The organism is Vibrio sp. McD22-P3 (assembly GCF_021568915.1).
GTDB lineage: Bacteria > Pseudomonadota > Gammaproteobacteria > Enterobacterales > Vibrionaceae > Vibrio > Vibrio mediterranei.
The window spans coordinates 53,483-77,439 of the sequence record NZ_JAKGTN010000014.1 but is presented as its reverse complement, the minus strand read 5'-3'; the positions used below and the strand labels follow the sequence as shown (position 1 = coordinate 77,439).

At 44.4% G+C, this 23,957-nt stretch carries 22 protein-coding genes and 1 riboswitch; of the genes, 12 read left to right on the top strand and 10 right to left on the bottom strand.

Annotated features, from left to right (window positions below; all coding sequences use genetic code 11):
- Positions 1-41: 41 nt before the first annotated feature.
- Positions 42-833, top strand: a complete 792-nt coding sequence (locus L2W36_RS17070; RefSeq protein WP_236110812.1) for a heme ABC transporter ATP-binding protein — start codon at positions 42-44, stop codon at positions 831-833.
- A 78-nt stretch (positions 834-911) separates the two neighbouring features.
- Here L2W36_RS17070 and L2W36_RS17065 read toward each other — a convergent pair whose 3' ends face one another.
- Positions 912-1,373 carry a TetR/AcrR family transcriptional regulator gene (locus tag L2W36_RS17065; RefSeq protein ID WP_006074644.1) on the bottom strand — a complete coding sequence of 154 codons (462 nt, stop codon included), beginning with the start codon at positions 1,371-1,373 and terminating at the stop codon, positions 912-914.
- A 520-nt stretch (positions 1,374-1,893) separates the two neighbouring features.
- Between L2W36_RS17065 and L2W36_RS17060 the strand changes: the two genes are divergently transcribed.
- A complete protein-coding gene (locus tag L2W36_RS17060) occupies positions 1,894-2,193 on the top strand; it encodes a YfcZ/YiiS family protein (protein WP_006074643.1) in 300 nt (99 codons plus the stop codon).
- Between the two features lie 28 nt (positions 2,194-2,221).
- On the opposite strand, the gene L2W36_RS17055 is transcribed toward L2W36_RS17060, so the two are convergent.
- Positions 2,222-2,512, bottom strand: a complete 291-nt coding sequence (locus L2W36_RS17055; protein WP_006074642.1) for a YnjH family protein — start codon at positions 2,510-2,512, stop codon at positions 2,222-2,224.
- Positions 2,513-2,556: 44 nt separating this feature from the next.
- On the opposite strand from L2W36_RS17055, the gene L2W36_RS17050 reads away from it, so the two are divergent.
- The 3 genes from L2W36_RS17050 to L2W36_RS17040 all read left to right on the top strand — a co-directional run bounded on the left by L2W36_RS17050 (position 2,557) and on the right by L2W36_RS17040 (position 5,098).
- Positions 2,557-3,159, top strand: a complete 603-nt coding sequence (locus L2W36_RS17050) for a hypothetical protein (protein WP_006074641.1) — start codon at positions 2,557-2,559, stop codon at positions 3,157-3,159.
- 114 nt (positions 3,160-3,273) lie between these two features.
- Complete coding sequence (locus L2W36_RS17045; protein WP_236110746.1) at positions 3,274-3,486, top strand: hypothetical protein; 213 nt, start codon at positions 3,274-3,276, stop codon at positions 3,484-3,486.
- Between the two features lie 7 nt (positions 3,487-3,493).
- The gene (locus L2W36_RS17040) at positions 3,494-5,098 is read left to right on the top strand and encodes an SgrR family transcriptional regulator (protein WP_236110744.1); all 1,605 of its coding nucleotides are present in this window, start codon (positions 3,494-3,496) and stop codon (positions 5,096-5,098) included.
- A 35-nt stretch (positions 5,099-5,133) separates the two neighbouring features.
- Here L2W36_RS17040 and L2W36_RS17035 read toward each other — a convergent pair whose 3' ends face one another.
- A complete protein-coding gene (locus L2W36_RS17035) occupies positions 5,134-6,033 on the bottom strand; it encodes a LysR family transcriptional regulator (RefSeq protein ID WP_006074638.1) in 900 nt (299 codons plus the stop codon).
- 168 nt (positions 6,034-6,201) lie between these two features.
- Between L2W36_RS17035 and L2W36_RS17030 the strand changes: the two genes are divergently transcribed.
- The 5 genes from L2W36_RS17030 to L2W36_RS17010 all read left to right on the top strand — a co-directional run bounded on the left by L2W36_RS17030 (position 6,202) and on the right by L2W36_RS17010 (position 13,805).
- Positions 6,202-7,893, top strand: coding sequence for an L-lactate permease (locus L2W36_RS17030; protein ID WP_006074637.1), 1,692 nt, complete (start codon positions 6,202-6,204; stop codon positions 7,891-7,893).
- A gap of 152 nt (positions 7,894-8,045) precedes the next feature.
- Positions 8,046-8,801: a (Fe-S)-binding protein gene (locus L2W36_RS17025; protein WP_006074636.1), complete on the top strand. Its 756-nt coding sequence runs from the start codon at positions 8,046-8,048 to the stop codon at positions 8,799-8,801.
- Positions 8,801-10,234 (top strand): LutB/LldF family L-lactate oxidation iron-sulfur protein, encoded by a 1,434-nt coding sequence (locus L2W36_RS17020; RefSeq protein WP_107306530.1) that lies wholly within the window; start codon positions 8,801-8,803, stop codon positions 10,232-10,234. Before L2W36_RS17025 ends, L2W36_RS17020 begins: the two co-directional genes overlap by 1 nt.
- Before the next feature lie 14 nt (positions 10,235-10,248).
- Positions 10,249-10,914, top strand: coding sequence for a LutC/YkgG family protein (locus tag L2W36_RS17015; RefSeq protein ID WP_038227161.1), 666 nt, complete (start codon positions 10,249-10,251; stop codon positions 10,912-10,914).
- A 17-nt stretch (positions 10,915-10,931) separates the two neighbouring features.
- On the top strand, positions 10,932-13,805 hold the full coding sequence (locus L2W36_RS17010) for an FAD-binding and (Fe-S)-binding domain-containing protein (RefSeq protein WP_236110743.1): 2,874 nt from the start codon (positions 10,932-10,934) through the stop codon (positions 13,803-13,805).
- Positions 13,806-13,851: 46 nt separating this feature from the next.
- Here the strand turns inward: L2W36_RS17010 and L2W36_RS17005 are convergent, their stop codons facing one another.
- A complete protein-coding gene (locus L2W36_RS17005; protein WP_231892960.1) occupies positions 13,852-14,919 on the bottom strand; it encodes a GGDEF domain-containing protein in 1,068 nt (355 codons plus the stop codon).
- Positions 14,920-15,387: 468 nt separating this feature from the next.
- Here L2W36_RS17005 and L2W36_RS17000 point away from each other — a divergent pair, with 468 nt between their 5' ends.
- Positions 15,388-15,729, top strand: coding sequence for a helix-turn-helix domain-containing protein (locus tag L2W36_RS17000; protein ID WP_236110742.1), 342 nt, complete (start codon positions 15,388-15,390; stop codon positions 15,727-15,729).
- Positions 15,730-15,821: 92 nt separating this feature from the next.
- On the opposite strand, the gene L2W36_RS16995 is transcribed toward L2W36_RS17000, so the two are convergent.
- Positions 15,822-17,075, bottom strand: coding sequence for a serine hydrolase domain-containing protein (locus L2W36_RS16995; RefSeq protein WP_236110741.1), 1,254 nt, complete (start codon positions 17,073-17,075; stop codon positions 15,822-15,824).
- A 105-nt stretch (positions 17,076-17,180) separates the two neighbouring features.
- On the opposite strand from L2W36_RS16995, the gene L2W36_RS16990 reads away from it, so the two are divergent.
- Positions 17,181-18,080 carry a LysR family transcriptional regulator gene (locus tag L2W36_RS16990; protein WP_329605679.1) on the top strand — a complete coding sequence of 300 codons (900 nt, stop codon included), beginning with the start codon at positions 17,181-17,183 and terminating at the stop codon, positions 18,078-18,080.
- A gap of 33 nt (positions 18,081-18,113) precedes the next feature.
- Here the strand turns inward: L2W36_RS16990 and mepA are convergent, their stop codons facing one another.
- The 5 genes from mepA to L2W36_RS16965 form a co-directional block, all read right to left on the bottom strand.
- On the bottom strand, positions 18,114-18,947 hold the full coding sequence (gene mepA, locus L2W36_RS16985; protein ID WP_006074628.1) for a penicillin-insensitive murein endopeptidase: 834 nt from the start codon (positions 18,945-18,947) through the stop codon (positions 18,114-18,116).
- A gap of 360 nt (positions 18,948-19,307) precedes the next feature.
- A complete protein-coding gene (locus tag L2W36_RS16980) occupies positions 19,308-20,315 on the bottom strand; it encodes an adenosine deaminase (RefSeq protein WP_236110737.1) in 1,008 nt (335 codons plus the stop codon).
- Positions 20,316-20,409: 94 nt separating this feature from the next.
- A riboswitch (purine riboswitch) is annotated at positions 20,410-20,509 on the bottom strand.
- Positions 20,510-20,601: 92 nt separating this feature from the next.
- The gene (locus tag L2W36_RS16975; RefSeq protein ID WP_236110735.1) at positions 20,602-21,999 is read right to left on the bottom strand and encodes a glycoside hydrolase family 1 protein; all 1,398 of its coding nucleotides are present in this window, start codon (positions 21,997-21,999) and stop codon (positions 20,602-20,604) included.
- A gap of 4 nt (positions 22,000-22,003) precedes the next feature.
- Positions 22,004-22,906 carry an ROK family protein gene (locus tag L2W36_RS16970; protein WP_236110734.1) on the bottom strand — a complete coding sequence of 301 codons (903 nt, stop codon included), beginning with the start codon at positions 22,904-22,906 and terminating at the stop codon, positions 22,004-22,006.
- Positions 22,907-22,927: 21 nt separating this feature from the next.
- A complete protein-coding gene (locus L2W36_RS16965; protein WP_236110732.1) occupies positions 22,928-23,827 on the bottom strand; it encodes an ROK family protein in 900 nt (299 codons plus the stop codon).
- Between the last annotated feature and the right edge of the window lie 130 nt (positions 23,828-23,957).

Genomic DNA, 23,957 nt, shown 5'->3' with positions numbered 1-23,957 from the left:
GTGTTACTACGGTAGATACGATAGCAATATCACAACCTTCAATGTTAACCAAAGAAAAATCCCCTGCCATATCTGCTAATGATGTCAGTGTTAGATTTGGTGAGCGGGTGATTTTGGACAACGTAAGTATTGAGTTGAACTCGGGAGAAGTTACCACTTTGCTAGGCCCGAATGGTGCCGGAAAAAGCACCTTGTTAAAGCTGCTTTGTGGTGAAACAGAATCTGAGGCCGATGTCGCTTACTTTGGCCAGTCAAGAAAACAATGGAACCCCAAAACATTATCAAAGCATTTGGGTTTATTGCCTCAACACAGTACGTTATCTTTTCCTTTTCTTGCTTCAGAAGTAGTCGAACTTGGAGCCATTCCGCTTGATATGGCTAATAAGGACACCAAAAAACTTGCTTTACAGTACATGCAACAGGCCGACGTAGCACATTTGGCGAATCGCCTCTACCCTTCACTGTCAGGTGGCGAAAAGCAGCGAGTTCACCTAGCTCGTGTTCTAACTCAATTGCATCTTTCTGGCGACAAGAAGATCCTAATGCTTGATGAACCAACATCTGCACTTGACCTTGCGCATCAACACAACACTTTAGCTATCGCTCGTGAGCTAGCTGACAACCACAACACTGCGGTAGTAGTTGTTTTGCACGACTTGAATCTCGCCTCTCAGTACTCCGATAGAATCGTTATTTTACACAACGGCAGATTGGTAGCCGATGGTGCTCCAAAAGATGCCATCAATAGTGAGATGATTGAGCGAGTATATGGCTACAAAACCATTATTACTCGACATCCGCAACTTGGCTTTCCGGTCGTATTAGCAAGTTGATTAAACTGACAACTATTGGTTTTCATCAGCAATAAAAAAACCGCTTGTGAACAAGCGGTTTTTTTATGCGAGCGTTGGTTACTTTGACAACTGAATCAATGAACGACCAATCAACCATTCTAGTTCTTTATCACTGCCTTCGCCGTATTGAGACTCTACTAGTTTGTACAGCCTATCTATACCTTTCGACGCAAACTCATGCGAGTTTTCAGAAGTAACAATGTGATGGAAAAGTAGCTTCAAGATCGCCAAGAATTCTGGATTCTTCAACGACTCAATCCAACTGCCTGTAAAACCGTTGATTCCTTTTTCAAATTCTAAATGTTCCACGAACATCTTGAAAATTCGACCATCAAGCGCTGCCGTAAAGTCCGTTTTCTTTGGAAAATGGTGACTAATACCGGTTCGCGAAATACCTGTCTGTTGGCTCAAAGTGGTGTACGACATCTTGTCGTATCCTAGTCGGATGATCTGATCAACGACCGCTTCCATAATTTTCTGGATCGTAATCTCAGTATCTTCTTTACTACGCTTTGGCATTTTAAAGCTCTTCTCTTATCGTTATGTGCGTTCACTGTATGCTATACCATAATTAAAGCAGTACTCGGTATAGTTTTCTATTCATTAACGTATCGATTTGTTAAAACTCAGTTTACGGCATCTGAGGCGAATTATTAGCTAAACTCATGAACATTATACGTTTCATTGAGAATATTATAAAAAACAAACCATTGATTAATAAGTTATAAAGTCTAACACTTCTCTGATATTGATAAACTAGTCTGTACTACATCACTAGTGCGCAAGTCTCATTTATGAGAACTCGATCACAAAGATGCACTATTACTTGCATAATAAAAAAATATTAAAAAGCAATGACTTATAGTAATTCGATATATCACTTGTCACTTAATTAGATAAAAATAGTTAACAGTTAGAAAATTTCTGTTACAAAACCATATCTTAACGCAATGACCTAATCCTTTGAGCATGTATTTATTACTGGATACCTTATTTCCACAGATATAGAATAAACACAGATTTTGTAAGAGGTATCGTTATGTCAAATACATATGAAGAGCCAACCGTATGCGATGCATGTGGTGTAGCTGGTGAAATGGGCTTTATCATCAAAGAAGGCGACGACGTCGCCGAGGTACAGCTATTCAGTGATTCAAAAGCACAGTTAGAAGTTGAACTTCAAAAGTATGTTGAACTTGCTCAGGCTGTCTGTAAGAACGTTGAGTTTGAAGTTTCACCACTTGAAGAAAGCTCAAAAGAGCTCACTGCTCGATTCAAGTTTGAAGTCAGTGCTGAAAAACTTATCTTCGAACTGAAAACACGTTCTCTGGCAAGATAACTAGAGCTTACGTAACATCAAGCGAGCATTATTGCTCGCTTTTTAATTGCTCCCACTTAAGTTGACCATTCATTTCAAAGTCCTGCTCCGCCACACATTGCAATACTACACCTTCGACATTAATCACCGATCCTAATGAGTACGCTTTGTCGTTGTAATAACAGACTCGCTTACCGAGCTTGGAATCCGATAACAATACCGCAGCTCCAACATCTGCCCCAGGCGTGGTGATGGTTTTAGCCGATAAGGGCGAGGCGAAAGCACACATTATCGCCGTCACAAGGCCCAGTGATTTCCATTGTTTTCTATTAATTTCCATTGCAAACTACCTACGTCGCTCTGATTGTATGGTATCTCGTTATTATGATTCGTTTTGTTGCTGCAATAGTTGCAGCCCTTTTGTTCACCACATGCTCAGTGGCGCAAGACCTCGATCATTATAAGCTACTTAACCATCTTGATAATTATGGCAACCTTGACCTGAGAAATAAGCCGTACACGACACTCCCCGAGGGATTAATCGTAAAAGGCAACCTCAATATCGCAAAGACACCTATTAAGATGCTACCTAATAATCTTGAAATCAAAGGTAGCTTAGATGCCTCAGATAGTTTAGTGGAATTCATGCCAAGAGGAACCAAAATCACAGGATACGCTAACTTTCTCGGAAGCCAATTGAAAGCGTGGCCAGCTGGTGTTGTTCCCGGTGGCTATATCAACCTCACGGATACGCCGGTAACCAAATTACCAAATGGTATGTATGTCAAAGGCGACCTAAGTGTCATTCGCACTAAATTAACTGAACTGCCCAATGGTTTGGTCGTAGAAGGCAACCTTTATCTGGGTGGTTCGCAAATAACCACTTTTCCCAAAAAACTCACGGTCAAAGGAAATATCTATCTAGGCGGTAACACCATTACTCAATGGCCAGACGACTTAACCTTGGGTGGTGCCGTCGCTCGTTAATGCATTAACTTAACCACTCATTTATAAAACCGGAACAGTGTAAAAATCTGTTCCGGTTTTTCAAATTCTACCAAGTGTAAGCTTTTACTACCGAAACGACAGAGGCTTTACACTATGACATTTTTCAATTTCGTTGCTAATTACTTTCAAGCCACCTATAAATATGAGGACAACAATAGCTTACTTGGAAAGCTGTTTTACGTCTCTCCAACAGAGCGTGCCGAGCGACTTAATGAGCTGTTTGGTACTGATGCATTTTGGGGGATATCCACATATTCAGAGCAACAGAAAGACCCCAGCACAGAAAAACCGGAACAACGAGATTAAATATTCAATGGCAGCAGACAGGCGTAAACTTGAGCTCTACGAAAACCTTTTTAAGCAATTAGGGCCGGGAGATCACCGTATTACTATCGGCTCGATTGCAGAACATTTTCAATGCAGCGAGCGACATGCGCGAACGTTACTTAATCAAATGGAAACTAAGCAATGGTTATCCTGGACTCCTCTCCGTGGCAGAGGAATGAAGGGCAAACTCGTCTGCCTACAAGAACCTATTGAGGCCTGCTACAAAGAGGTTGAACAGGCTACTGTAGAAGGCAACTACGATTTGGCGCATAAACTGATTGGCTTTAACAATCGTAATGTCGCTAGTGGCCTAAAACATTACCTGACGCATGCAACAACAGCCAGTGAAGATACCATTTTTGCTCCATTTCATCGCAGACTCAGTTGGCTCCACCCTCATCACACTATGGAGCGTACTGAACGCCACCTCATTCACGAGGTTTTCCAGACCCTAGTCAATGTTAAAGGGACTGAATTCAGTGGTAACCTCGCCCATGCATGGGAAAGCGATGATGAGAAAATTAGCTGGGTCTTTTATCTGCGTAGTGGCGTCGTCTTTCACGACCAGTCTCCAGTCACCACCAATGACGTAGTAGAGAGCCTAAAGTCACTAACTCTATCACCTTACTGGTGTGCGCTATACGATCATATCGCTGATATTACTAGTCATACTGCTAACCAAATCCAGATAACACTTAAGTACCCTGACCCTCATCTACCTAAGCTGCTGAGCAGAGCCGAGGCATCCATTATGCCTAAGCATTTTATCTATCGTGCCGAGAGTCATTTCAAACCGATAGGCTCAGGCCCATTTATGGTGGATGTGAGTTCCGAAAAACTGCTTCGCTTGAAACGCAATCCGAACTATTGTGGTCAGTCGGCTCTGGTCGAACATATCGAACTTTGGATTCACAAGGAGTGGGCAGAAGATAAGAAATGCGCTGAAAATTTCTTCTTCCTTAGTGATGAGCAAGTTCAATACACGGCGTCAACATCCGATATTGGCTACTTTTTCCTACTTATCAATAATAAAGCCTTACAGAATTCGTCGTTTCAACACAGTTTGGAGAGGTTATTTAACGGTCGACTAGACTCACCGATCCCCTGTGATACACATGTCGACTTTTGTTTTGAAAACAACAACGAAAACCGTTGGTTTTCGCGCAAACTCATTAGTGCACTCAAGCAACAAAACGTTACCGCAACCGGTACTCAAGTCGTCTATGGTCATCCAGCACCTAAACAAGACCTAGCTATTGGTGGCATTCGCTTAGAGGGAGATAGAACCACTAGCCTAATAGCTTTTTTTAAGCTCTACCCATATTGGCAAGCAAACCTAACCTGGAAACAACAAGACCATTTGGAGCACACCCTGTCGGCCGCTCGCTCGGAGGCGGATACATCAAAGCAAAAGCAGATTCTCGACGCGTTACTTACCTGGCTACACAAAAACCATGTACTGACGATTATTAAGTCTGAAGATCTTTGTTTGAGTATCCCTTCTCGTATTCGAGGCGTGGAAATCAACTCTATTGGGTGGTGCGACTTTTCCAAGCTATGGATCAAACAGAGAATAATACGTTCTCACTAGGTCAATACTCGCTACTACTCCAAAATAGTGAGATCTCAGAAGTAGTGAGATATCGCTAAATAACGGGTTCGGATATGTTCTATCAACAGCCTCACTTTGTTTGGCGGTTGTCGAGTAAAAGGGTAAACGGCATAGATTCCCAAACGCTTACCCACTTGGTCAGGAAAAATATCCACCAGCTGACCATTGCGTATGTCATGGTATACCAAGCAGCGTGGGACATACGCGATACCATGCCCACCTAATGCCGCCTTTCGCAGTGCAGTGGCATTATCAGTAGAAAATGAGCCTGAAACGCGCACGATATAGTTACCTTTATTTGCCTTAAACTCCCACTCTGAAGCTCCGGTGGTTTGATAAGCGTATTGCAAACAATTGTGCTGCGTAAGATCTTCAGGCTTGAGAGGTTTGCTGTTTTTCGCAATGTAGGAAGGAGAAGCACAAACTACCCACTGAGAATCCAAGATATGACGCGCTATCAGGCTTGAGTCCTCTAGATATCCTGTACGAATAACAAGATCAAACCCTCCATCCACCAAGTCTACAAATCGATTATCTAACGACATATCAACGGTGAGACCGGGGTGCATGTTACAAAATTCGGCCACAGCATCGGCTAAGATCAAATCACCGGAGATAGACGGCACGGACATTTTGATGTGACCACTAATATTCTCACCATACCCTGAAACTGATTCCATAGCCTCTTGGGTGGCTTGCTTCACATTTTTCGCACCATGAACAAGTGCTTTACCAGCCTCAGTGAGCGTTAATTTACGCGTTGTTCGATATAATAATTGGACACCCAATTCTTCTTCTAAACGCGCAATTCTTTTACTAACTACTGAATTTGTAAGGTTATTTTGCTCTGCCACTCGGCTAAAAGCACCTGTTTCTACCACCTGGTAGAACAGAATTAAGTCATCTGCTCGCATCACATTATGCCAATTTTGGAAATAATCATTTTCATTATTTCTCTATATCAACAAAAAATAAAGGGATAAATTCACCCCACCTTAACAACCCTATTACAAAAATAATAAAGACAACTTCGCCCATTCACATAGTTGGAGTGGATGAGCTAAGACAAAAGGAAGTAACCCATGTCTGAAACTCTATTAGCCCTCGTGGCATTTTCGCCTATCGTTGTCGCGGCCATCTTACTGGTCGGTCTCAATTGGCCCGCAAAAAAAGCTATGCCTGTTGCATTTGGACTTACCGTAATTATTGCCCTATTTGCTTGGGATATGTCGGTCACTCGCGTTCTCGCGTCGGTATTTCAAGGTTTTGGAATTACCGTCTCCGTACTCTGGATAGTGTTTGGTGCAATTTTCTTGCTCAACACCCTCAAACATACAGGAGCCATCACCACAATTCGTAACGGTTTCACCGACATTTCCCCCGATCGTCGAGTGCAAGCTATCATCATCGCGTGGTGTTTTGGCTCCTTCATTGAGGGCGCATCTGGGTTTGGAACCCCTGCGGCAATTGCAGCACCGCTGCTTGTCGCCATTGGCTTCCCTGCGCTAGCTGCGGTATTAATGGGTATGATGATTCAATCTACACCCGTCTCTTTTGGCGCGGTAGGTACCCCTATCATAGTCGGTGTAAACAAAGGTCTAGATACCCACAATATCACCGAGTCTTTGGTTTCTCACGGCGCTTCATGGGACATGTATTTGCAGCAAATTACGGCTAACGTTGCCATTATTCATGCCTGTGTTGGAACCCTCATGCCAGTGCTCATGGCAATGATGTTAACCCGTTTCTTTGGTAAGAATCGCAGCTGGACAGAAGGTCTAGACATCCTGCCATTTGCACTATTTGCTGGTGTTGCGTTTACTATTCCATATGCGCTTACAGGCATTCTTCTCGGCCCTGAGTTCCCATCACTCATTGGCGGGCTTGTCGGCCTAGCCATCGTCGTCAGTGCGGCAAAAAAGGGCTTCCTAGTACCGAAATCAAAATGGGATTTTGAAAGCGAAGATAAATGGCCAACTGAGTGGCTAGGTTCGTTGAAAATGGATCTTTCCGAATCAAACGGAAAGCCAATGTCGATGGCCGTCGCCTGGCTACCTTATGTGCTGTTAGCCGTCATCTTGGTGGCTAGCCGAGTCAGCTCTGAGTTTAAAGGCTTCCTGACCAGTGTGAGTCTATCGTTCAGCAATATTCTTGGAGAGACTGGTATTAGCACCGCTATTCAGCCTCTATATTTGCCGGGCGGAATCCTAGTGTTCGTTGCCTTGTTGGCAGTCATTATTCAATCACGCAGTGCGAAACCACTGGTCGCCGCTTTTGGTGAATCGAGCAAAACGCTTATAGGAGCTGGCTTTGTTCTTGTGTTTACCATCCCGATGGTTCGTATCTTCATTAACTCTGGGGTAAACGGTGCCGATCTAGCGAGCATGCCAGTAACCACGGCTAATTTAGCCTCTGCCATGGTTGGTGAAGCTTTTCCTGCGCTAAGTGCCACAATCGGTGCTTTAGGAGCATTCATTGCGGGCTCAAATACGGTGTCTAACATGATGTTCAGCCAGTTCCAGTTCGAAGTTGCACAGACTCTTACTATTTCAACCACTGCTGTGATTGCATTGCAAGCGGTAGGAGCAGCAGCCGGTAATATGATCGCTATTCATAACGTCGTCGCTGCCTCTGCTACCGTAGGACTACTGGGGCGTGAAGGCCTAACGTTGCGCAGGACGGTTATACCCACATTCTATTACTTAGTCGTTACCGGTCTCATTGGATTGGCTCTGGTTTACGGCTTCCATTTCACCGATGCCTTGATGAACTGATTTAGGTTCAATTAACCACGCACTTACCTCGTTTTTTGAGTGAAGTTGTGAATTATCTCAAGAAGGTAAGTGCGCTTATTTTTCAGAATGTTACATCTAGTCTATATAAGAATATAAACCCATAAAAATGGGTCTGGTGCTGGAGCAAAGCAATGCGAATCTATCCCTCAAAACCGAGCAAAGTTTATTTTTATGCCACTTGCCTCGTCGATGTATTTGACCCTGAAGCGGGTCTTGATGCGATGACATTGCTGAAGCAACAAGGTATCGATGTAGAGTTTGTTGAAAAACAAACGTGCTGCGGTCAGCCAGCTTATACCTCAGGTTATGAAAATGAAGCTAAGCAAGTCGCGCAAAGCCAAATGGACCTGTTCACAGAAGAAATTCCTGTGATCGTATTATCCGGTTCCTGTGGAGGAATGATGCACCATCATTATCGTCGATTATTCAAAGGCGATAAGAACCAAGCCAAAGTGGATAGCTTTTGTGACCGTGTCTTTGAGCTCACTGAATTCTTAGTAAATGTTTGCCGTGTGAGGCTAGATGATAAAGGTCAACCAACGAGTGTTGTCATGCATACTTCTTGCGCTGCTAGGCGAGAAATGAACGTCCACGTTACCGCCACAGACTTGCTCAGCCAACTGTCCAATGTCGAACTGAGAATGCAAGATTACGAGAGTGAGTGTTGCGGCTTTGGTGGCAGCTTTTCGGTCAGACATCCAAATATTTCCCAAGCGATGGTTGAAGACAAAACTCGACACATCGAAGCAACAGCATCAGATACTTTAGTAAGTGCTGACTGGGGTTGCTTACTCAATATTAACGGCGCTTTTGAATATCAAGGCAAAGCCATCAAAGGCCGCCATATAGCCTCATTTTTGCTAGAACGTACCCAAGGAGAATCCTAATGAGCCAGACTCCTGAACAGTTTCACGCCCTAGCAAAAGATGCTCTAGCCGATAAGCAGCTTAGAGCTAATTTCCGTGGCGCAATGGACTACCTGCGCGATAAACGTAAAACAGCTTTCTCTGATTTGGATGAAGAGAAGCAGACCCGCGACCTGGCCGAAGCCATTCGTCAGCGCTGTCTTAGTAAGTTACCGGAGCTGCTCGAACAACTGGAATTCAACTGTTATCGAAACGGTATCCAAGTCCATTGGGCAGAAAATCCAGAGCAAGCTAATGCGATTATCGCCTCTATTGCTTCCGAGCATGACGCCAAAAGCATCATCAAAGGTAAGTCTATGGTCAGTGAAGAGATTGAGATGAACCATGAGATGGCAAAACTGGGTATCGAATGTCTTGAAAGCGACATGGGCGAGTACATAGTGCAACTTGATGGTGACAAACCATCGCACATCATCATGCCGGCTATCCACAAGAATAAGCAAGAAGTCAGTGACACATTCGAAGCAAATCTTGAGGGATTTAGTCCTACCACCGACGTTGATAGCTTGATTCAGACCGGACGTACTCGCTTGAGACAAAAGTTCTTTGAAGCCGACATCGGCTTATCGGGCGTGAACTTTGCCGTAGCTGAAACGGGAACGCTGTGTTTGGTAGAAAATGAAGGCAATGGCAGGATGTCTACCACAGTACCTAACGTCCACATCGCGATTACCGGTATCGAAAAAGTCGTTGAATACCTCGCAGACGTGCCGCCTTTGTATAGCGCGTTGACTCGTTCTGCCACTGGGCAGGCAATTACGACCTACTTCAATATGATCAGCTCTCCTCGTAAAGCAGGAGAGAAAGACGGACCTCAGGAAGTCCACTTAATTCTGCTCGACAACGGCCGTAGCCAAGCCTTCCAAGACGAAGAGCTACGCAAAACGTTGCAATGTATTCGCTGTGGAGCATGCATGAATCACTGCCCTGTTTATACCAAGATTGGTGGCCACGCCTATGGCACCGTTTATCCTGGCCCAATTGGCAAGATCATTTCTCCTCACCTATTGGGAATCGATAAAACTAAAGATCTCGTGACGGCTTCAAGTCTATGTGGCGCGTGTGGTGAAGTGTGTCCAGTACGCATCCCTATTCCAGAAATGCTATTACGCCTGCGTAAAGAAGCAAAGAACAAAGCGAGTAAAGATAACCTAGAACTCAACGGACAGAACGCAGCACACAGCAAAATGGAGTCTGCGGCGATGAAAGGGTTTGCTTTAGCCGCAAGTTCATCCCATCTCTACCATGCAGGGACATTTATGGCGACAAAACTGCAGAGCTTAATTCCAAATAAACTGGGAGCCTGGACACAATGTCGAACCAGTCCTAAACCAGCTAAGAAAACACTGCATCAAATTATGGTTGAGAAAAATAAGGCCGAGCCTAAGAAGTGACAGAGGAAATGAGCATGAATACAAGACTTGCGAAAGATAACATTCTTGGGCGCCTAAAACAGGCAAAGCGAACCCCCAAAACAGCCGAAGAGATGGCGTTTTTTCCTTGGGGTAGTCACCCAGATATTACGGCAGATGATAAAGCCCAACGCTTCTTTGACATGATGACAGCAAACCACGCCGATGTTCGAGTCACCACAAGAGCGGAATTAAGCCCTACTTTACAATCCGTTATGGAGCAATATCAATTTCAAAACATCGCAATTGGCACGGCTGGTGAATACATCAACGATTTTGAAGTCGCCACCAGCACACGAAACGTTACCACATTCAATAAAGAAATTGAGCAATGGAAATCTGAACTGTTTAACGATATTGATGTAGGTATCACACACACCCTTGGAGGTATCGCTGATACTGGTGCTTTGATTCTTTGGCCTACAGAGCATGAGCCTAGAACACTATCGCTAGTGCCTCCGAGCCACATTGCTGTCGTTAAGAAATCAGCATTGTATGGTCATTTCTTGCAAGTGATGCAAGAGAACAACTGGAATCATTACATGCCGACAAACGCGCTATTAATATCTGGCCCTTCGAAAACTGCAGATATCCAACAAACGCTCGCCTATGGCGCACACGGACCAAGCCAGCTGATCGTGTTACTGCTGGAAGACGAATAAGAATAAAGGACACTGGAATGAGCCATGTAGACGCTAAGACACAACAAGAACTCAATAGCAAAGAACAACGCTACTCAGTAGTAAAACAGCAACTCGCCACCAAAATTGATAGCGAACGCATCATCACAGACGATGCACAACGTCTGGCTTATGGTACCGATGCCAGTTTCTATCGACTCATTCCTCAGATCGTTCTAAGACTCAAAGATCTCGATGAGGTGGTGTTCGCTATCCAATGCTGCAAAGAACACAACGTCCCTTTCACGTTTCGTGCGGCAGGGACTAGCCTTTCAGGGCAAGCGGTATCAGACTCCGTATTGATTGCTCTTACTGACGACTGGCGCGGTCATACCATTATCAATGATGGCGCACAAATAAAACTGCAACCTGGTGTCATTGGCGCTGATGCGAATAAATATCTACTGCCTTTCCAACGAAAAATCGGGCCAGATCCAGCGTCGATCAATACATGTAAAATCGGCGGAATTGCAGCTAATAATGCCAGCGGCATGTGTTGTGGTACGGCACAAAACTCATATCGTACTGTTGAAAGCATGAAATTAGTGTTCGCAGATGGCTCAATTTTGGATACGGGGAGTCAACAAAGTATTGAGAGTTTTAAACAGACCAACCCGAGTTTGATTGAAGGACTCAAAACATTAGCCGAAGAAACGCAAGCCAATAACGAACTGGCTAGTAAAATTGCCCACAAGTATCGATTAAAAAACACCACTGGGTACGCTTTAAACGCACTCGTCGATTATTCTGATCCTATCGAAGTCCTTGAGCACCTTATGATTGGTTCAGAAGGTACATTAGGTTTCATTGCTGAAATTACTTACAACACTGTTGTAGAACATGAGTTCAAAGCCTCTACTTTGCTGGTCTTCTCTAACATTGAAGAAGCAAGCCAAGCTGTGACAACGCTATCGAGTACCCCAGTCGCTGCCGTGGAGATGATGGATGGTCGAGCGCTGCGCTCAGTAGCCGACAAACCGGGTATGCCAAGCTTTATTCAGCAACTCGACCTAGAAGCAACCGCTCTGCTTATCGAAGTCCACGCCTCAGACAAAACCACACTGGATGCTCACACTACGAAAGTGATGGCATCACTTTCGGATTACACCATTATTGAGTCGGTGCCATTTACCCTTGATCCGAGTACTGTCGCAACGCTCTGGGGTATTCGCAAAGGCATGTTCCCTGCTGTTGGTGCTGTGCGTGAAGTGGGTACCACCGTCATTATTGAGGACGTTGCATTCCCAGTAGAAAATTTGGCCGCTGGAGTCCGAGATCTACAGCAACTGTTTGACAAATATCAGTACGATGAAGCCATCATCTTTGGCCATGCGCTTGAAGGCAACTTGCACTTTGTCTTCACTCAAGGTTTCGATAGCCAATCGGAAATCGAACGCTACGGTGGCTTTATGGATGATGTAGCTGATTTAGTCGCAGTAAAGTATCAAGGTTCATTAAAGGCCGAGCACGGTACAGGGCGAAACATGGCGCCTTACATCGAGCTTGAATGGGGACAAGAAGGCTATGCCTTAATGCAACGCATCAAGACCTTGTTCGATCCTCAAGGATTATTGAATCCGGGCGTCATTATCAATGACAACCCACATTCGCACATCGAAAACCTCAAACCTATGCCCGCAGCCGACGATATTGTTGATCGTTGCATCGAGTGTGGCTTCTGCGAACCCGTATGCCCATCACGTACCCTCACCCTTTCTCCTAGACAACGTATTGTTCTATTCCGGGAGCTGCAACGTCGCCGAGCCAATGGCGAATCAACTCAAGCTAGCGAGCTAGAAAAGGTATTTGAGTATCAAGGCTTGGATACCTGTGCAGCAACTGGTTTATGTGCTGATCGTTGTCCCGTCGGTATCAATACAGGGGAATTGGTGAAGAAGCTGCGAGCTCCTAAGTATGAGAAGTTTCGACCCATTGCAAAATGGACAGCTGATCATTTTAGTGCGACAACCACTATCGCAAGGTTTGGCCTTAAGAGCGGTCACGTAGCCTCTAATCTCCTTGGGGCGCAACGAGTGGCGAATATCGCCAAAGGAATGCGCTCAATCACTAAAGACGCCACACCTGCATGGCTCGCAGAGACACCAAACGGAAGTAACTTCGATATTGAAAAAGCGCTCGATGACAAGCCAGCTGCAAACTCAACAATAAAGAAAGTCGTATATCTCCCATCGTGCGCAAGTCGCAATATGCAAACTCAACCCGCAGCAAAGGATCAACGCTCGCTAGAGGAAGTGACGTTGTCACTTATTTCAAAGGCTGGATTTGAATTGGTTACGCCTAAAAAGCTGAGTGACCACTGTTGTGGTATGCCCTACGACAGTAAAGGCATGGTGGATATAGCAAAACAAAAGAGTCTTCAACTTGAAGACGCGTTATGGGAAGCCAGCGAAAACGGTACATACCCTATTCTCATGGACACCAGTCCATGCGCAAAACGCAGTATTGAGCAATTCACCAAACCTATGACTATTGTTGAGCCAGTCAAGTTTACCCACGATTATTTGTTAGATACTTTGGCATTGGCACCGTTAGACGAAACTGTGATGCTTCATGTTACCTGCAGTTCTAGACGTATGGGTTTAGAGCAATCAATGTTAAATCTCGCTAAGGCTTGTGCCAGCGATGTGGTGTTACCCGAACACATTCAATGCTGTGGCTGGGCAGGAGACAAAGGGTTTACCACTCCAGAGCTTAATGAAGCAGCGGTTGCTCCGCTTAAGCAGCAAGTTCCAAGTGGATGCACACGAGGCTTTAGCAACAGTATTACTTGTGAAATTGGCCTGTCTCATCACAGCGGTATTCCTTATCAATCCATCCTCTATTTGGTGGATGAAGTTGCCCAAACTAAATAGCAAAACGCCCCTCACTAATGAGGGGCGTTTTTTAAATTATATTCCACTACGCATAGCGCATGTCCAAAGACGTCAAAGTGCATGAGCACACCTTGTTTCGCCCGGACTCTTTAGCTTCATAAAGCGCTTTATCTGCTCGCCCAACCAATGAGTCCCAAGATTCATCATCAACTAGCTGAGCAACACCAAAACTGCAACTAATGGAAAAATCTTCACCCTTGATGCTTCCGTACTGTTCCACTCGACTGCGCAACTGTTCAGCTAATGCACGCGCTTGATGCAAATCCATATCGTAAAGCACCACCATAATTTCATCCCCACCAAAACGAAACGTTGTATTGCTGCCGTTTAATGAATCTTGAATAATGTCTGACACTTTGCGAATCACTTTGTCCCCAGCGATATGCCCGTATCTGTCATTGATCATCTTGAAGAAATCAATATCAAGCATAATGACACTCACGTTGGTTCCCTGAGCAAGCTGCTTTGGTAAGTCTTCTTCAATGTAAACTTCAAGAGCTCGCCTATTACCAAGCTGAGTTAAGGGGTCAAAATAAGAAAGCGCGTTAATAGCACTCACTTGTCTACCGTTGATCATCCACAGCATACTGAAGCTAATAGAAACGATGAGAAAAATACTAAGTAAGAAAGCCATCGAGTGTACAAACCCAGCGTCCATAAACTGAGCGATCGCCTCCCCCGAAATGGCGTAGTAACTTCGATAAACCATGAAGCTGCCATACAGCACAAACGTCAACACCATGGTTCTTACTGCGAGAGGTAAGTCTTGTTGCTTTCCTACTGACATAACCCTCGCCGACACTAAAGTAACCAAAGCTAAATAGCTCGTTATAGCCACAATTCGGTTCTCAATTGACGCTTGGTAATAGGTAAAATAAACAAAAGACAAAAACACCAAGGGAATCATCGTCATACACCAATACGAGTATTGCAGCTTAGCTTGTCTAAACTCACATAGACTGTGCAGTATCATTTGAAATGCACAGGCAATCAGCATGTTAGCCGTAATGACTGTCAGAAACTCTGGCAAAAGACCACGAAAGCTTATCAAAAGCGGTCCCGTCCCCATCACCAACAAAGCCAATGAAAACATGGTCAAACCCGCAACCTTTTGCTGTGAACGCTGATAGAGCAGGAGCCCGATACAGTAGACACAACTAAAAAGTATAATGATAAAATTAAGCGTTCTCATATCGAGAGAAAACGCATCCATAACCACCGCCCGAATTACCATCCCTTATCAATCAACATCAATTCATTCACCAAACAAATTGAATATACTCAGGGATACTAGAATAAATAGTCCAGTTTTGTCTGCGACTGGTAAGAAATGAGACCCACCTCACTAATAAATATGTCATTAGATTGATCGAATTATTGCTTCGACTTTTGATACGGCATCCACTTTCTGGCGAAATTGCAGAATCCTTTCACTATTCGCACGCAGTATTTACTTGGCTTGCACATTATTGACAACCGTTTTAGGCATCTCAGGTTGAATAGGCGGCAATTAAATGAAGAGGGAACATACCTTCTCGGCATTGCAGGGGTTAAACAAATAATGAATTTTACGCAACAGGATACCGAAGCGCTTTATCAGGTCTGGATGTCTCAAAAGGCAAAGATGCACATCACGCAAATGGAAGTGGCTAAACGTTTGAATTTGAGTCAACTTGAACTATCCAACCGCCTTAATGGAAATGTGCCACTAGATACCACTTTTATAGAACGATTTTGTAAACTTCTGCACATTGATCCGACGTACCACCTGCCATCGCTTCGCGGCTCAGTCGAGACTGCGTCTAGCACTGATCGCCTTTTCAATACTCGCCTTACCGTAGATGGCGACATTACCAACATTCGTGTCGATGGAAATCAAGTAACGATAGAGTACCGTATCTAGTTGTTATTTAACTGTTTCCAACGCACTAATGTCCAGCCGTCTTCTGGCTGGAACAAGCACCGAAGGGGATCACTCCCCTTCAACCCGTCTGTTTATTCCGAAGCTCTGAGCGCTTTGATGATTTCTACTGAGCGCGCAATGGTCTCTGGCGCTTTGTCGACATCAGCATTGACTGACCAGTCTTGCTGGTTAATAACCGAGATACCTGTTTTTAAGTCACTCAGACCAATTTGTCCAAAAGAGCCAAAACTCATCAAAATCTCTTCTTCTGGTAAATAATAGGTTTGTACTCCATAGCCAACTTTGTAACCTGATGTGGCTAAAAGCTCACCTGTAGCACTGCCTTGGAGAACATCACGCTCCATATCTTTTGCCATCTCATAAAACGACTGGCCAGCTTTACCTTGAGCAATGTACTGATGGAATAGAGCATAGTCGACTGCGGTTAAGTTGATACCATATGCTGGCGATGTGGTACCGTCTGATGTTTTAGCGATCGAAGAGCTGTAGTGAACACCAACATCGTTAAATAACTCTTCTAGCAATGTAGCAAAGGGTTTTCCTGATACTTTTTCCGCAATCAGCCCCAGCGTATCGGTATTTTTATCCGTATATTCCCACTTTTCTCCTTGCTTGTTTCCGCTTGGTGCTGCCTGCTTAATCGCCTCCAAATGGCCTGTCGGCTTACCATTACTTTGCAAACCAATCTCTATCTCCCATAAATAACCATTTGAGCCCGGAGTATGATAATCAGCTAAAGAAGCCGCACCGCTAGACATATTGGCTATATTTCGGATCGTAGCTCCCCCTATCACTGTTCCCTTCAGCTCTGGTAGATAGAATTCCGATTTTTCGTCGAGATCAATGAGCCCTTGGTCTGCCAGCTGAGCAATCACCACACCTGCAAACGTTTTTGAAGCGGACTGTAGGTTATTAGTAAAGTCTTCTTGATAACCGTTATCATAGAACTCGCTATAGACTTTATTATCTTTGAGCACTACAAAGCCTTTAGTTTGAGTCTCAATTAAGCTGTTGAGTAACGTTTTACCCGACGTAAGCTTGAAGCTTAGCGGTATAGGTGTCGTAGCCTTCGACAATAGGGTTGGCTCCTTTGCCGCTTTTATTTGAACAACGCTGAAGCTAACGAAGTCTTCCATATTCATACTTACATAGCGATAGTAAGGCCACGATTGCATATTTTTTAAAGGAATCTTGGCCACTTCGAAAGGTTGATAGAATTGTTCAATTGGGGCGGAAGTACCCATCGCAGAATTAGCTGATACTGGTAGTGTAGTTGGACCAGCGATAGCGCCTAACATCATTGACAGTAGTAATGTCTTTTTCATGGTGAGTTCCTCAACTTGATGACCGTGTTTAACAAACTTGCGGTCATTATCTATAATAAATTCAATACCTGTTAATAGGGTTCCTATGGTTAGGCCATAGGATGAATTTATTCAAAGGAGGTTTGTATTAAGATTAGACCAGAACTACTTAAATGCTTTATAGCGGCCGCCGACACTGGGTCTTTCAGTGCCGCTGCGCGATCCCTTGGTAAACACTTAGCCACGGTGAGTGGCAATATTGCTCGATTAGAAGATGAACTAGGGGTTGAATTGTTTGATCGAACAGGCAAATACCCAGAAATCACTTCACAAGGTCTTAGTTTGTACGATAGTGCAAGAGTCGCGGTCGATAGTATTGAAAGGTTTAACTTGAATGCCCTACATCTATCAAGTGGTGTGCCTGCTTTGTTTACATTAGCTATTGACCAAGACCTGCCACTTCAACCTTTTCAAAATGCGCTAGCTCAATGCCACAAAAATTGGCCGCATTTGCAAGTGACGCTGATTCAAAAAACGTGCAGTGAGATTTTAATTGACGTTTCTGAAGGGAAAGTTGACTTGGCACTTACCCCGTCTTTGGAAGGAAATAGTAATTTTTATGAGTTTGTTGCTATTGGTCATTGGAATGCCCACTTTTGCTGCCATAAGACGCATCCTCTAGGCCGAAAAAGAACCATTAGCAACGACGATCTATTAAGCTCAACTCAAATCATTCCTAGAGCGGCCAAAACCGAATCTGCACTACTTGATGCCTATAAAATGTCGTCTTCGATATGGTATGTAGATGGCTATAACTCGATGGTTGAAGTGTTAAAAGCGGGTATCGGGTGGGCGATGCTACCAAACGGTAATGTGAGCTTACCGGAAACACTGGTCACCTTTCACCCAGAATTTGCCCAAACAACAATGATGATGCAATACGACTTGATATGGCCGAAAAACCAACCTAAAAATACAGTTCATGAACATTTCATCGCGGCAATTGGCCAAGTATTTAACGACTAGCTTCAAAAATGCTTGCTGCAATGACTGTATACCTCATGGCTCTGTCAATAGTGCCACACATTCATTGTACTTCGGCTTAGAGACGGTTTTCTTATTCGACTTTTTCACTTTTGTTGTTGCCTTCTTAGCTGGAATATACGGTTTCCACGAAGCGAGCTCTGCACCACAGCCATCTCCAGGTGGAGGCGCATTTTGCGCTACGCATTGCTCATCCCCTTCTGGACAATGCAACCTTACGTGAAAATGGTAATAGTGCCCCCACCATGGCCGTACCTTTCGCAGCCAGTCTCGTTCTTTCCATGACACTTCGCACAACTGCTTTTTGATTAGAGGGTGAACAAAAATTCTCGCGACACGATCGTCAACCGCCGCAACCTGAATCAATAATGAATGATTACTGGTCCATTTGTCCTTTTTGAATCGATACTTGTCGATGTCGACCACCGGATAGGGTTCTGGGTCTTGCAATTCTTGCTTTGAAAGTGGCTCATTAGGTAGTCGTAACCAGATATCGGCGTCCAGCCCAGTTTGATGACTGGCATGTCCTGATGTGAATCGCCCCCCTCGTGGCATGGCAATATCCCCCACCAGAAGTTGCCCCATGCCCAGCCGATCGACCTTGCTAGCTAGATCGGTTAGGTAGCGGATCATATCTTGATGCCCGTAATAACGGTTACGCTGAGCACGAATGACCTGATATCCAGTGCCATCTAGAGAGAGCTCTTCTCCCCCAGCTAAACATCCGTTGGCGTAGCTGCCAATTGATGAGGAAGCGCCTTTACTAGGAACCGTAATTTCATCCCAAGAACGGTCAAGCGCATAACTGCTGATTGGTATTAGTAACGACAGCAACAGTCCATATTTCATCATCATGTTCCCCTGCATTCCATATGAAACTAGAACAGACCACTAAAAGCATAGTGTGAACCCGATACGATTGCCTGCTCACATTCGAGAATAAAGTAAATGAGTGAAAAGACTTGGCTCGTGATCTCAATCCGAGTAGTGGAGCGAATTTGATATACAGAAGTTGAAATGTTTCACAAATGTAAAGAAAAACAGCTTTATTGTGCTGGTTATTATTGAAGCCAAAAGAGTAACGCGCTAAAAATAAGGAACTCAATTGCCCTAATGACAATTGAGTAACTGTATAAGTCGTCATTCCTTTTTTGAGGCTGCCACCTTTTTCGGGAGTGACGACTTTGCTCTTCCTACCGATGAATCCCTTTAACTAAAACGCGCCACATAATCAATAACTCTGCTGCGATACTCTCGCTTCATGGACTCATCAATAAAACTTGCGTCAATGGCGTTAATTGTCAATTGCGCCAGTTCTTGGTGGGTCATATCGTGCGCTTCACTTACCGCTTTGAAATTGTCTGTCATATAACCACCAAAATAAGCTGGGTCGTCTGAGTTAATAGTAACCGCGACACCTTTGCGAAGTAGGCTCACAATATTGTGCTGCGACATATCATCAAATACACACAGCTTGATGTTTGATAGTGGGCAGACAGTTAACGGCATTTTCGTCTCAATAAGACGCGCAACGAGTTCGTCACTTTCCACACAGCGAACACCATGGTCAACCCGGCTTACGCCTAATAGCTCTATGGCATCAACGATGTTCTGAGCAGGCCCCTCTTCTCCAGCATGAGCAACAGTCAAAAAGCCATGTTCTTTAGCCATTTTAAACACACGTGCGAACTTCTCTGGTGGATGGCCTTGCTCAGAAGAATCCAGCCCCACCCCTACAATCAGATCTTTGTGTGGCAAAGCTTGTTTGAGCGTCTCGATGGCAGAATCTTCAGAAAGATGTCTTAAAAAGCACATAATGATTTGTGAGGTAATGCCCAGTGTCGTTTCACCGTCTTGCAATGCACGGTGAATACCTTTAATCACCGTCTCAAAGGCTATCCCTCTCTCTGTATGTGTTTGAGGATCAAAGAAGATCTCGGTATGAATAACATTATCCGCTTTACAGCGCTCCAAATAGGCCCATGTTAAGTCGTAAAAATCTTGTTCGGTAATAAGAGCATTCGCACCTTGATAATAAATATCGAGAAACGACTGCAAGTCTTCAAAGTCGTAGGCCGTGCGCAGTGCTTCAGGTGAGGCATAAGGAAGTGAGATACCATTTCGTTGTGCTAGTTTAAACAGAAGCTCTGGCTCTAATGAGCCTTCGATATGGAGGTGCAACTCTACTTTGGGAAGATCTTGAATAAATGCGTTCATATTCCACCTATTATGATTGTTGTGGGTGCACTTACTCTAAGTATAGGAATAATTTGAGGTAATTTTCGAACGCCAATACAAAGAGCAAGACACTAATGTGATCTTGGCTCTTCGTAATCAGCACTTTGCGGGAGCTGGTAGAGACCCCCAAACCATATCATTGGGGTTATACGAAGCAAACGATTGGTATCGTACACGACCGTCACTTACGTTCAATAGTCGCGACGGACAAACAAAAACGGTGTCACATTGGACACCGTTTTTCATCAACTTGCTACCAATGAGCTTAGTCTTCAAAGCTGCCCGTTGTTGCCAGTTCTTTGAACCACAAACCGTGTTTTTTCGGAATTCGGTCACCCGTTTCTAAATCCAAACGATAGAAGCCATATCGACGCTTAAACGAGTTTAACCAAGACCAGTTATCGATGAATGTCCACTGATGAACACCAAAACAGTTTGAACCTTCTTGGATTGCTCTGTGCAGCTGAACTAAGTGCTCTTTCATCAACCCTGTGCGGAATGAATCGTCAATCAGTCCATCCTCACCCGGTTCACCTTCTGACTCGACGTCCATAGCAATGCCGATTTCAGCTAAATACCATGGGATATTACCGTAGTTTTCCTGAACATTTTTAGCAATATCATAAACGGCAGTTGGTAAAATCTCGTTATTATCACGATAAGGATTGAATCGGCCTTCTGGATTCACATAGTTCTCAAAATAAACTTCTGGCGTAAAGTAATCCAAGTCATAGCTCGCTTCACGTGCTTTCACGCGACGTGGAACGTAGTAGTTCACACCTAAGAACTCAACTTTTGCTGACGTGATCTGTTCTATCTCTTCCGGCGTCGTTTCCGGTGTGACGCCCTGTTCCGCCAGAACTTCACAAAGCTCTTTCGGAATCTCATTTTTAACCATAGGGTCAAGGAAACTGCGGTTAAACAGTAGGTCGGCATACCATGCCGCTTTCTTGTCTTCTTCGCTGTCATTGCGCGTATAGGACGGCGTCAGGTTAAGCACGATACCAATCTGTGAGTTCTCAAGCTCCAGCGCATTGAAGCGATGAACTGCTTTTGCATGAGCAAGAATGATATTAAACGCGACTTGCACCGCCAACTTGCCATCTTTCTTACATGGATAATGGAAGTCATACAGATAGCCGCCTTCTACCGGAACAATAGGCTCATTAAACGTGATCCAGTACTTCACTTTATGACCGAACAGTTTGAACGCTGTCTCGGCATAATCGGCAAACATATCGACCACTTTTTTCGATTCAAAACCACCGAATTTCTCTTGCAGCTCAGCAGGCATATCGAAGTGATATAGGTTCATCATTGGCTCGATGCCATTAGCGATCATTTCATCTAAGTAGTTGTTATAAAATGCCACTGCGTCCTGACATACTTCGCCCGTTTCATAATCTTTGATCAGTCGAGACCACTGAATAGAAGTACGGAACGAGTTAAAACCAACCTTCTTCATGTTCTGAATATCTTCTTGGTATCTGTGATACGTATCCGTCACCGTCTCTGAGCTAATTCCACGGTAAAAACGCTCAGGGCTCTTTTGATGCCAAAGATCCCAAATAGAGTCGTTTGCTTTATTGGTAGAGCCTTCTGTCTGAATGCCAGACGCAGCTGCGCCCCACATAAAGTTCTGTGGAAAAGTGTACTTAGTCATGTTGCTAACCTTGTGTATTCAAAAAATGTTTCAATGCCCCAATCAAATTGGCATCGTTGCCAAATTGGGTCAGTTTTGGATTTGGACGGACTTTCGCTAAAGGGTGTTGCGCCAATATGGCATCCAGCTTTTGATTAAGCTTGTCGATCAAACCCGAACTACGACTGATAGCACCGCCTAAAAGGATGTATTGCGGATCTACTGCGTATTGGACATTGATAAGTACGGTTGCCAAGTCAAAATACCATTGCTCAACGGCAGCGATAACTGCCTCATCACCTTGTTCGTAAAGCTCAAAAACTTTAAGGCCATCTAACTCTTTTGGTGATATCTCTTTAGCGCGAGCGGTTTGTTCAATGATGCCCCGCGTTGAGGCCAAATCAGAGTATGTTAATGGTTTCCCTTGTTCAAAACGCAAAATGCTATAGCCGAACTCTCCACCATGAAGATGATGCCCTTTTAGGATATGACCTGATTTGACAATGGCGCCGCCGACACCAGAGCCTAGTACCAATAAACAAAAGTCGTTTGACTCACTGGCTGCGCCTAACCAATCTTCTGCTAGTGCAGCGCAACAACCATCATTCTCAAGCTCTGTCGGTAGCCCAAAGCGTTCTTGGTATAGCGACTTAACATCAAAACCATGGATGTAATCGAGTGCACTTGAGCCTTCGATCACACCCGTTTCAACGTTCACAGCGCCACAAGTGCTAACAGCTATACCTGCTATCGCGTAATCGTGTTTCAGCTGTTCCAACTTCGGAGCTAAAGAGTCTAACCAAGCGTTATAAGACGCTACTCGGCTTGGCAAAGAGAAGCGTTCGAAAATCTTTGCTTCCTGATTCATTACCGCACACTTTACCGATGTGCCTCCAAAATCTAAGACGAGATAGTAACGTTCAGTCATCGACGTATTTTTCCTGTCAGACTATGATAAAGAGTGTAAGAACGCAGCGCCGCGTACACCGGAAGAGTCACCATGAACACTCTTCACTACCTTGGTTTTTACCGATTTAGTAAACGTATACTGAGATAGCTTATTTTGGACCAGAGGATAGATTTCATCGACATTAGACATTCCACCGCCTAGTACTATTACCTCGGGATCAACAAAATTCACCACGTTAGCGAGTGTCCTTGCTAACTGGTCACAGTAGAGCTCCAAGTGCGCAATGGCTCTGCGATCACCCGATGCATGTAACGCCATGATTTGCTTCGAATCTGCTGGCGAATGCTTTTCTGAGAAGGTGCGACCAAACCCAGTACCGGAAACAAACGACTCAGCACAGTTCATCGACCCGCAATAACATTTAACCGGTTGACCATCAATTTCTGGACTGTAGTTAGGTAGTGGATTGTGGCCGATTTCGCCACCTAATCGATTTAGCCCAGTGACAATGCCGTTATTGATAATAACGCCTGAACCGCAGCCAGTACCAATGATTACGGCAACACAAGAGTGCTTGGCCTCCTTGGCAGCCCCATCCTTAAACTCCGATAGCGCCAAACAGTCAGCGTCATTAGCAATGGCAACTGGTACATCGATTTGTCTTTGAATGTCACCGATAAAGTCATGGCCGTTTAGCACAGTGACATTCGCGCCTTGCATTAGCCCGTCATTACCGACTGAGCCACAACATCCAATACCAATAGATTCTATTTCACCCTTCTCTGATACTGTGTTAATTACTGACATCACAGACGCGAGAAAGCCTTCATACGAACCAGTCTCTGTCGGTTCGCGATGCTTCACAATGGTTTGATAACTAGCAGAATCGAGTGCAACACCTTCAATTTTAGTGCCGCCAATGTCCAGTCCTACGATCATGATGGATTCTCTCTAAAGTAGATTGCGCCGAATTAAACCCAGCGATTTACTTTACTTAATCAAATTTCATTGCGGATCTAAAGCACGTGTCTGTTAAAACCTCGGCGTCGTCACAAAAACTATATACTTT

Coding starts and splice junctions, on each gene's coding strand:
- L2W36_RS17040 (WP_236110744.1), top strand. CDS start 3,494: ATGGCAGCAGACAGGCGTAAACTTGAGCTCTACGAAAACCTTTTTAAG.
- L2W36_RS17055 (WP_006074642.1), bottom strand. CDS start 2,512: ATGGAAATTAATAGAAAACAATGGAAATCACTGGGCCTTGTGACGGCG.
- L2W36_RS16970 (WP_236110734.1), bottom strand. CDS start 22,906: ATGACTGAACGTTACTATCTCGTCTTAGATTTTGGAGGCACATCGGTA.
- L2W36_RS17025 (WP_006074636.1), top strand. CDS start 8,046: ATGCGAATCTATCCCTCAAAACCGAGCAAAGTTTATTTTTATGCCACT.
- L2W36_RS17050 (WP_006074641.1), top strand. CDS start 2,557: ATGATTCGTTTTGTTGCTGCAATAGTTGCAGCCCTTTTGTTCACCACA.
- mepA (WP_006074628.1), bottom strand. CDS start 18,947: ATGAAATATGGACTGTTGCTGTCGTTACTAATACCAATCAGCAGTTAT.
- L2W36_RS17000 (WP_236110742.1), top strand. CDS start 15,388: ATGAATTTTACGCAACAGGATACCGAAGCGCTTTATCAGGTCTGGATG.
- L2W36_RS17015 (WP_038227161.1), top strand. CDS start 10,249: ATGAATACAAGACTTGCGAAAGATAACATTCTTGGGCGCCTAAAACAG.
- L2W36_RS17010 (WP_236110743.1), top strand. CDS start 10,932: ATGAGCCATGTAGACGCTAAGACACAACAAGAACTCAATAGCAAAGAA.
- L2W36_RS17060 (WP_006074643.1), top strand. CDS start 1,894: ATGTCAAATACATATGAAGAGCCAACCGTATGCGATGCATGTGGTGTA.
- L2W36_RS16975 (WP_236110735.1), bottom strand. CDS start 21,999: ATGACTAAGTACACTTTTCCACAGAACTTTATGTGGGGCGCAGCTGCG.
- L2W36_RS17035 (WP_006074638.1), bottom strand. CDS start 6,033: ATGCGAGCAGATGACTTAATTCTGTTCTACCAGGTGGTAGAAACAGGT.
- L2W36_RS17065 (WP_006074644.1), bottom strand. CDS start 1,373: ATGCCAAAGCGTAGTAAAGAAGATACTGAGATTACGATCCAGAAAATT.
- L2W36_RS16965 (WP_236110732.1), bottom strand. CDS start 23,827: ATGATCGTAGGACTGGACATTGGCGGCACTAAAATTGAAGGTGTTGCA.
- L2W36_RS17030 (WP_006074637.1), top strand. CDS start 6,202: ATGTCTGAAACTCTATTAGCCCTCGTGGCATTTTCGCCTATCGTTGTC.
- L2W36_RS16995 (WP_236110741.1), bottom strand. CDS start 17,075: ATGAAAAAGACATTACTACTGTCAATGATGTTAGGCGCTATCGCTGGT.
- L2W36_RS17045 (WP_236110746.1), top strand. CDS start 3,274: ATGACATTTTTCAATTTCGTTGCTAATTACTTTCAAGCCACCTATAAA.
- L2W36_RS17020 (WP_107306530.1), top strand. CDS start 8,801: ATGAGCCAGACTCCTGAACAGTTTCACGCCCTAGCAAAAGATGCTCTA.
- L2W36_RS17005 (WP_231892960.1), bottom strand. CDS start 14,919: ATGTTTTCATTGGCTTTGTTGGTGATGGGGACGGGACCGCTTTTGATA.
- L2W36_RS16980 (WP_236110737.1), bottom strand. CDS start 20,315: ATGAACGCATTTATTCAAGATCTTCCCAAAGTAGAGTTGCACCTCCAT.
- L2W36_RS17070 (WP_236110812.1), top strand. CDS start 42: ATGTTAACCAAAGAAAAATCCCCTGCCATATCTGCTAATGATGTCAGT.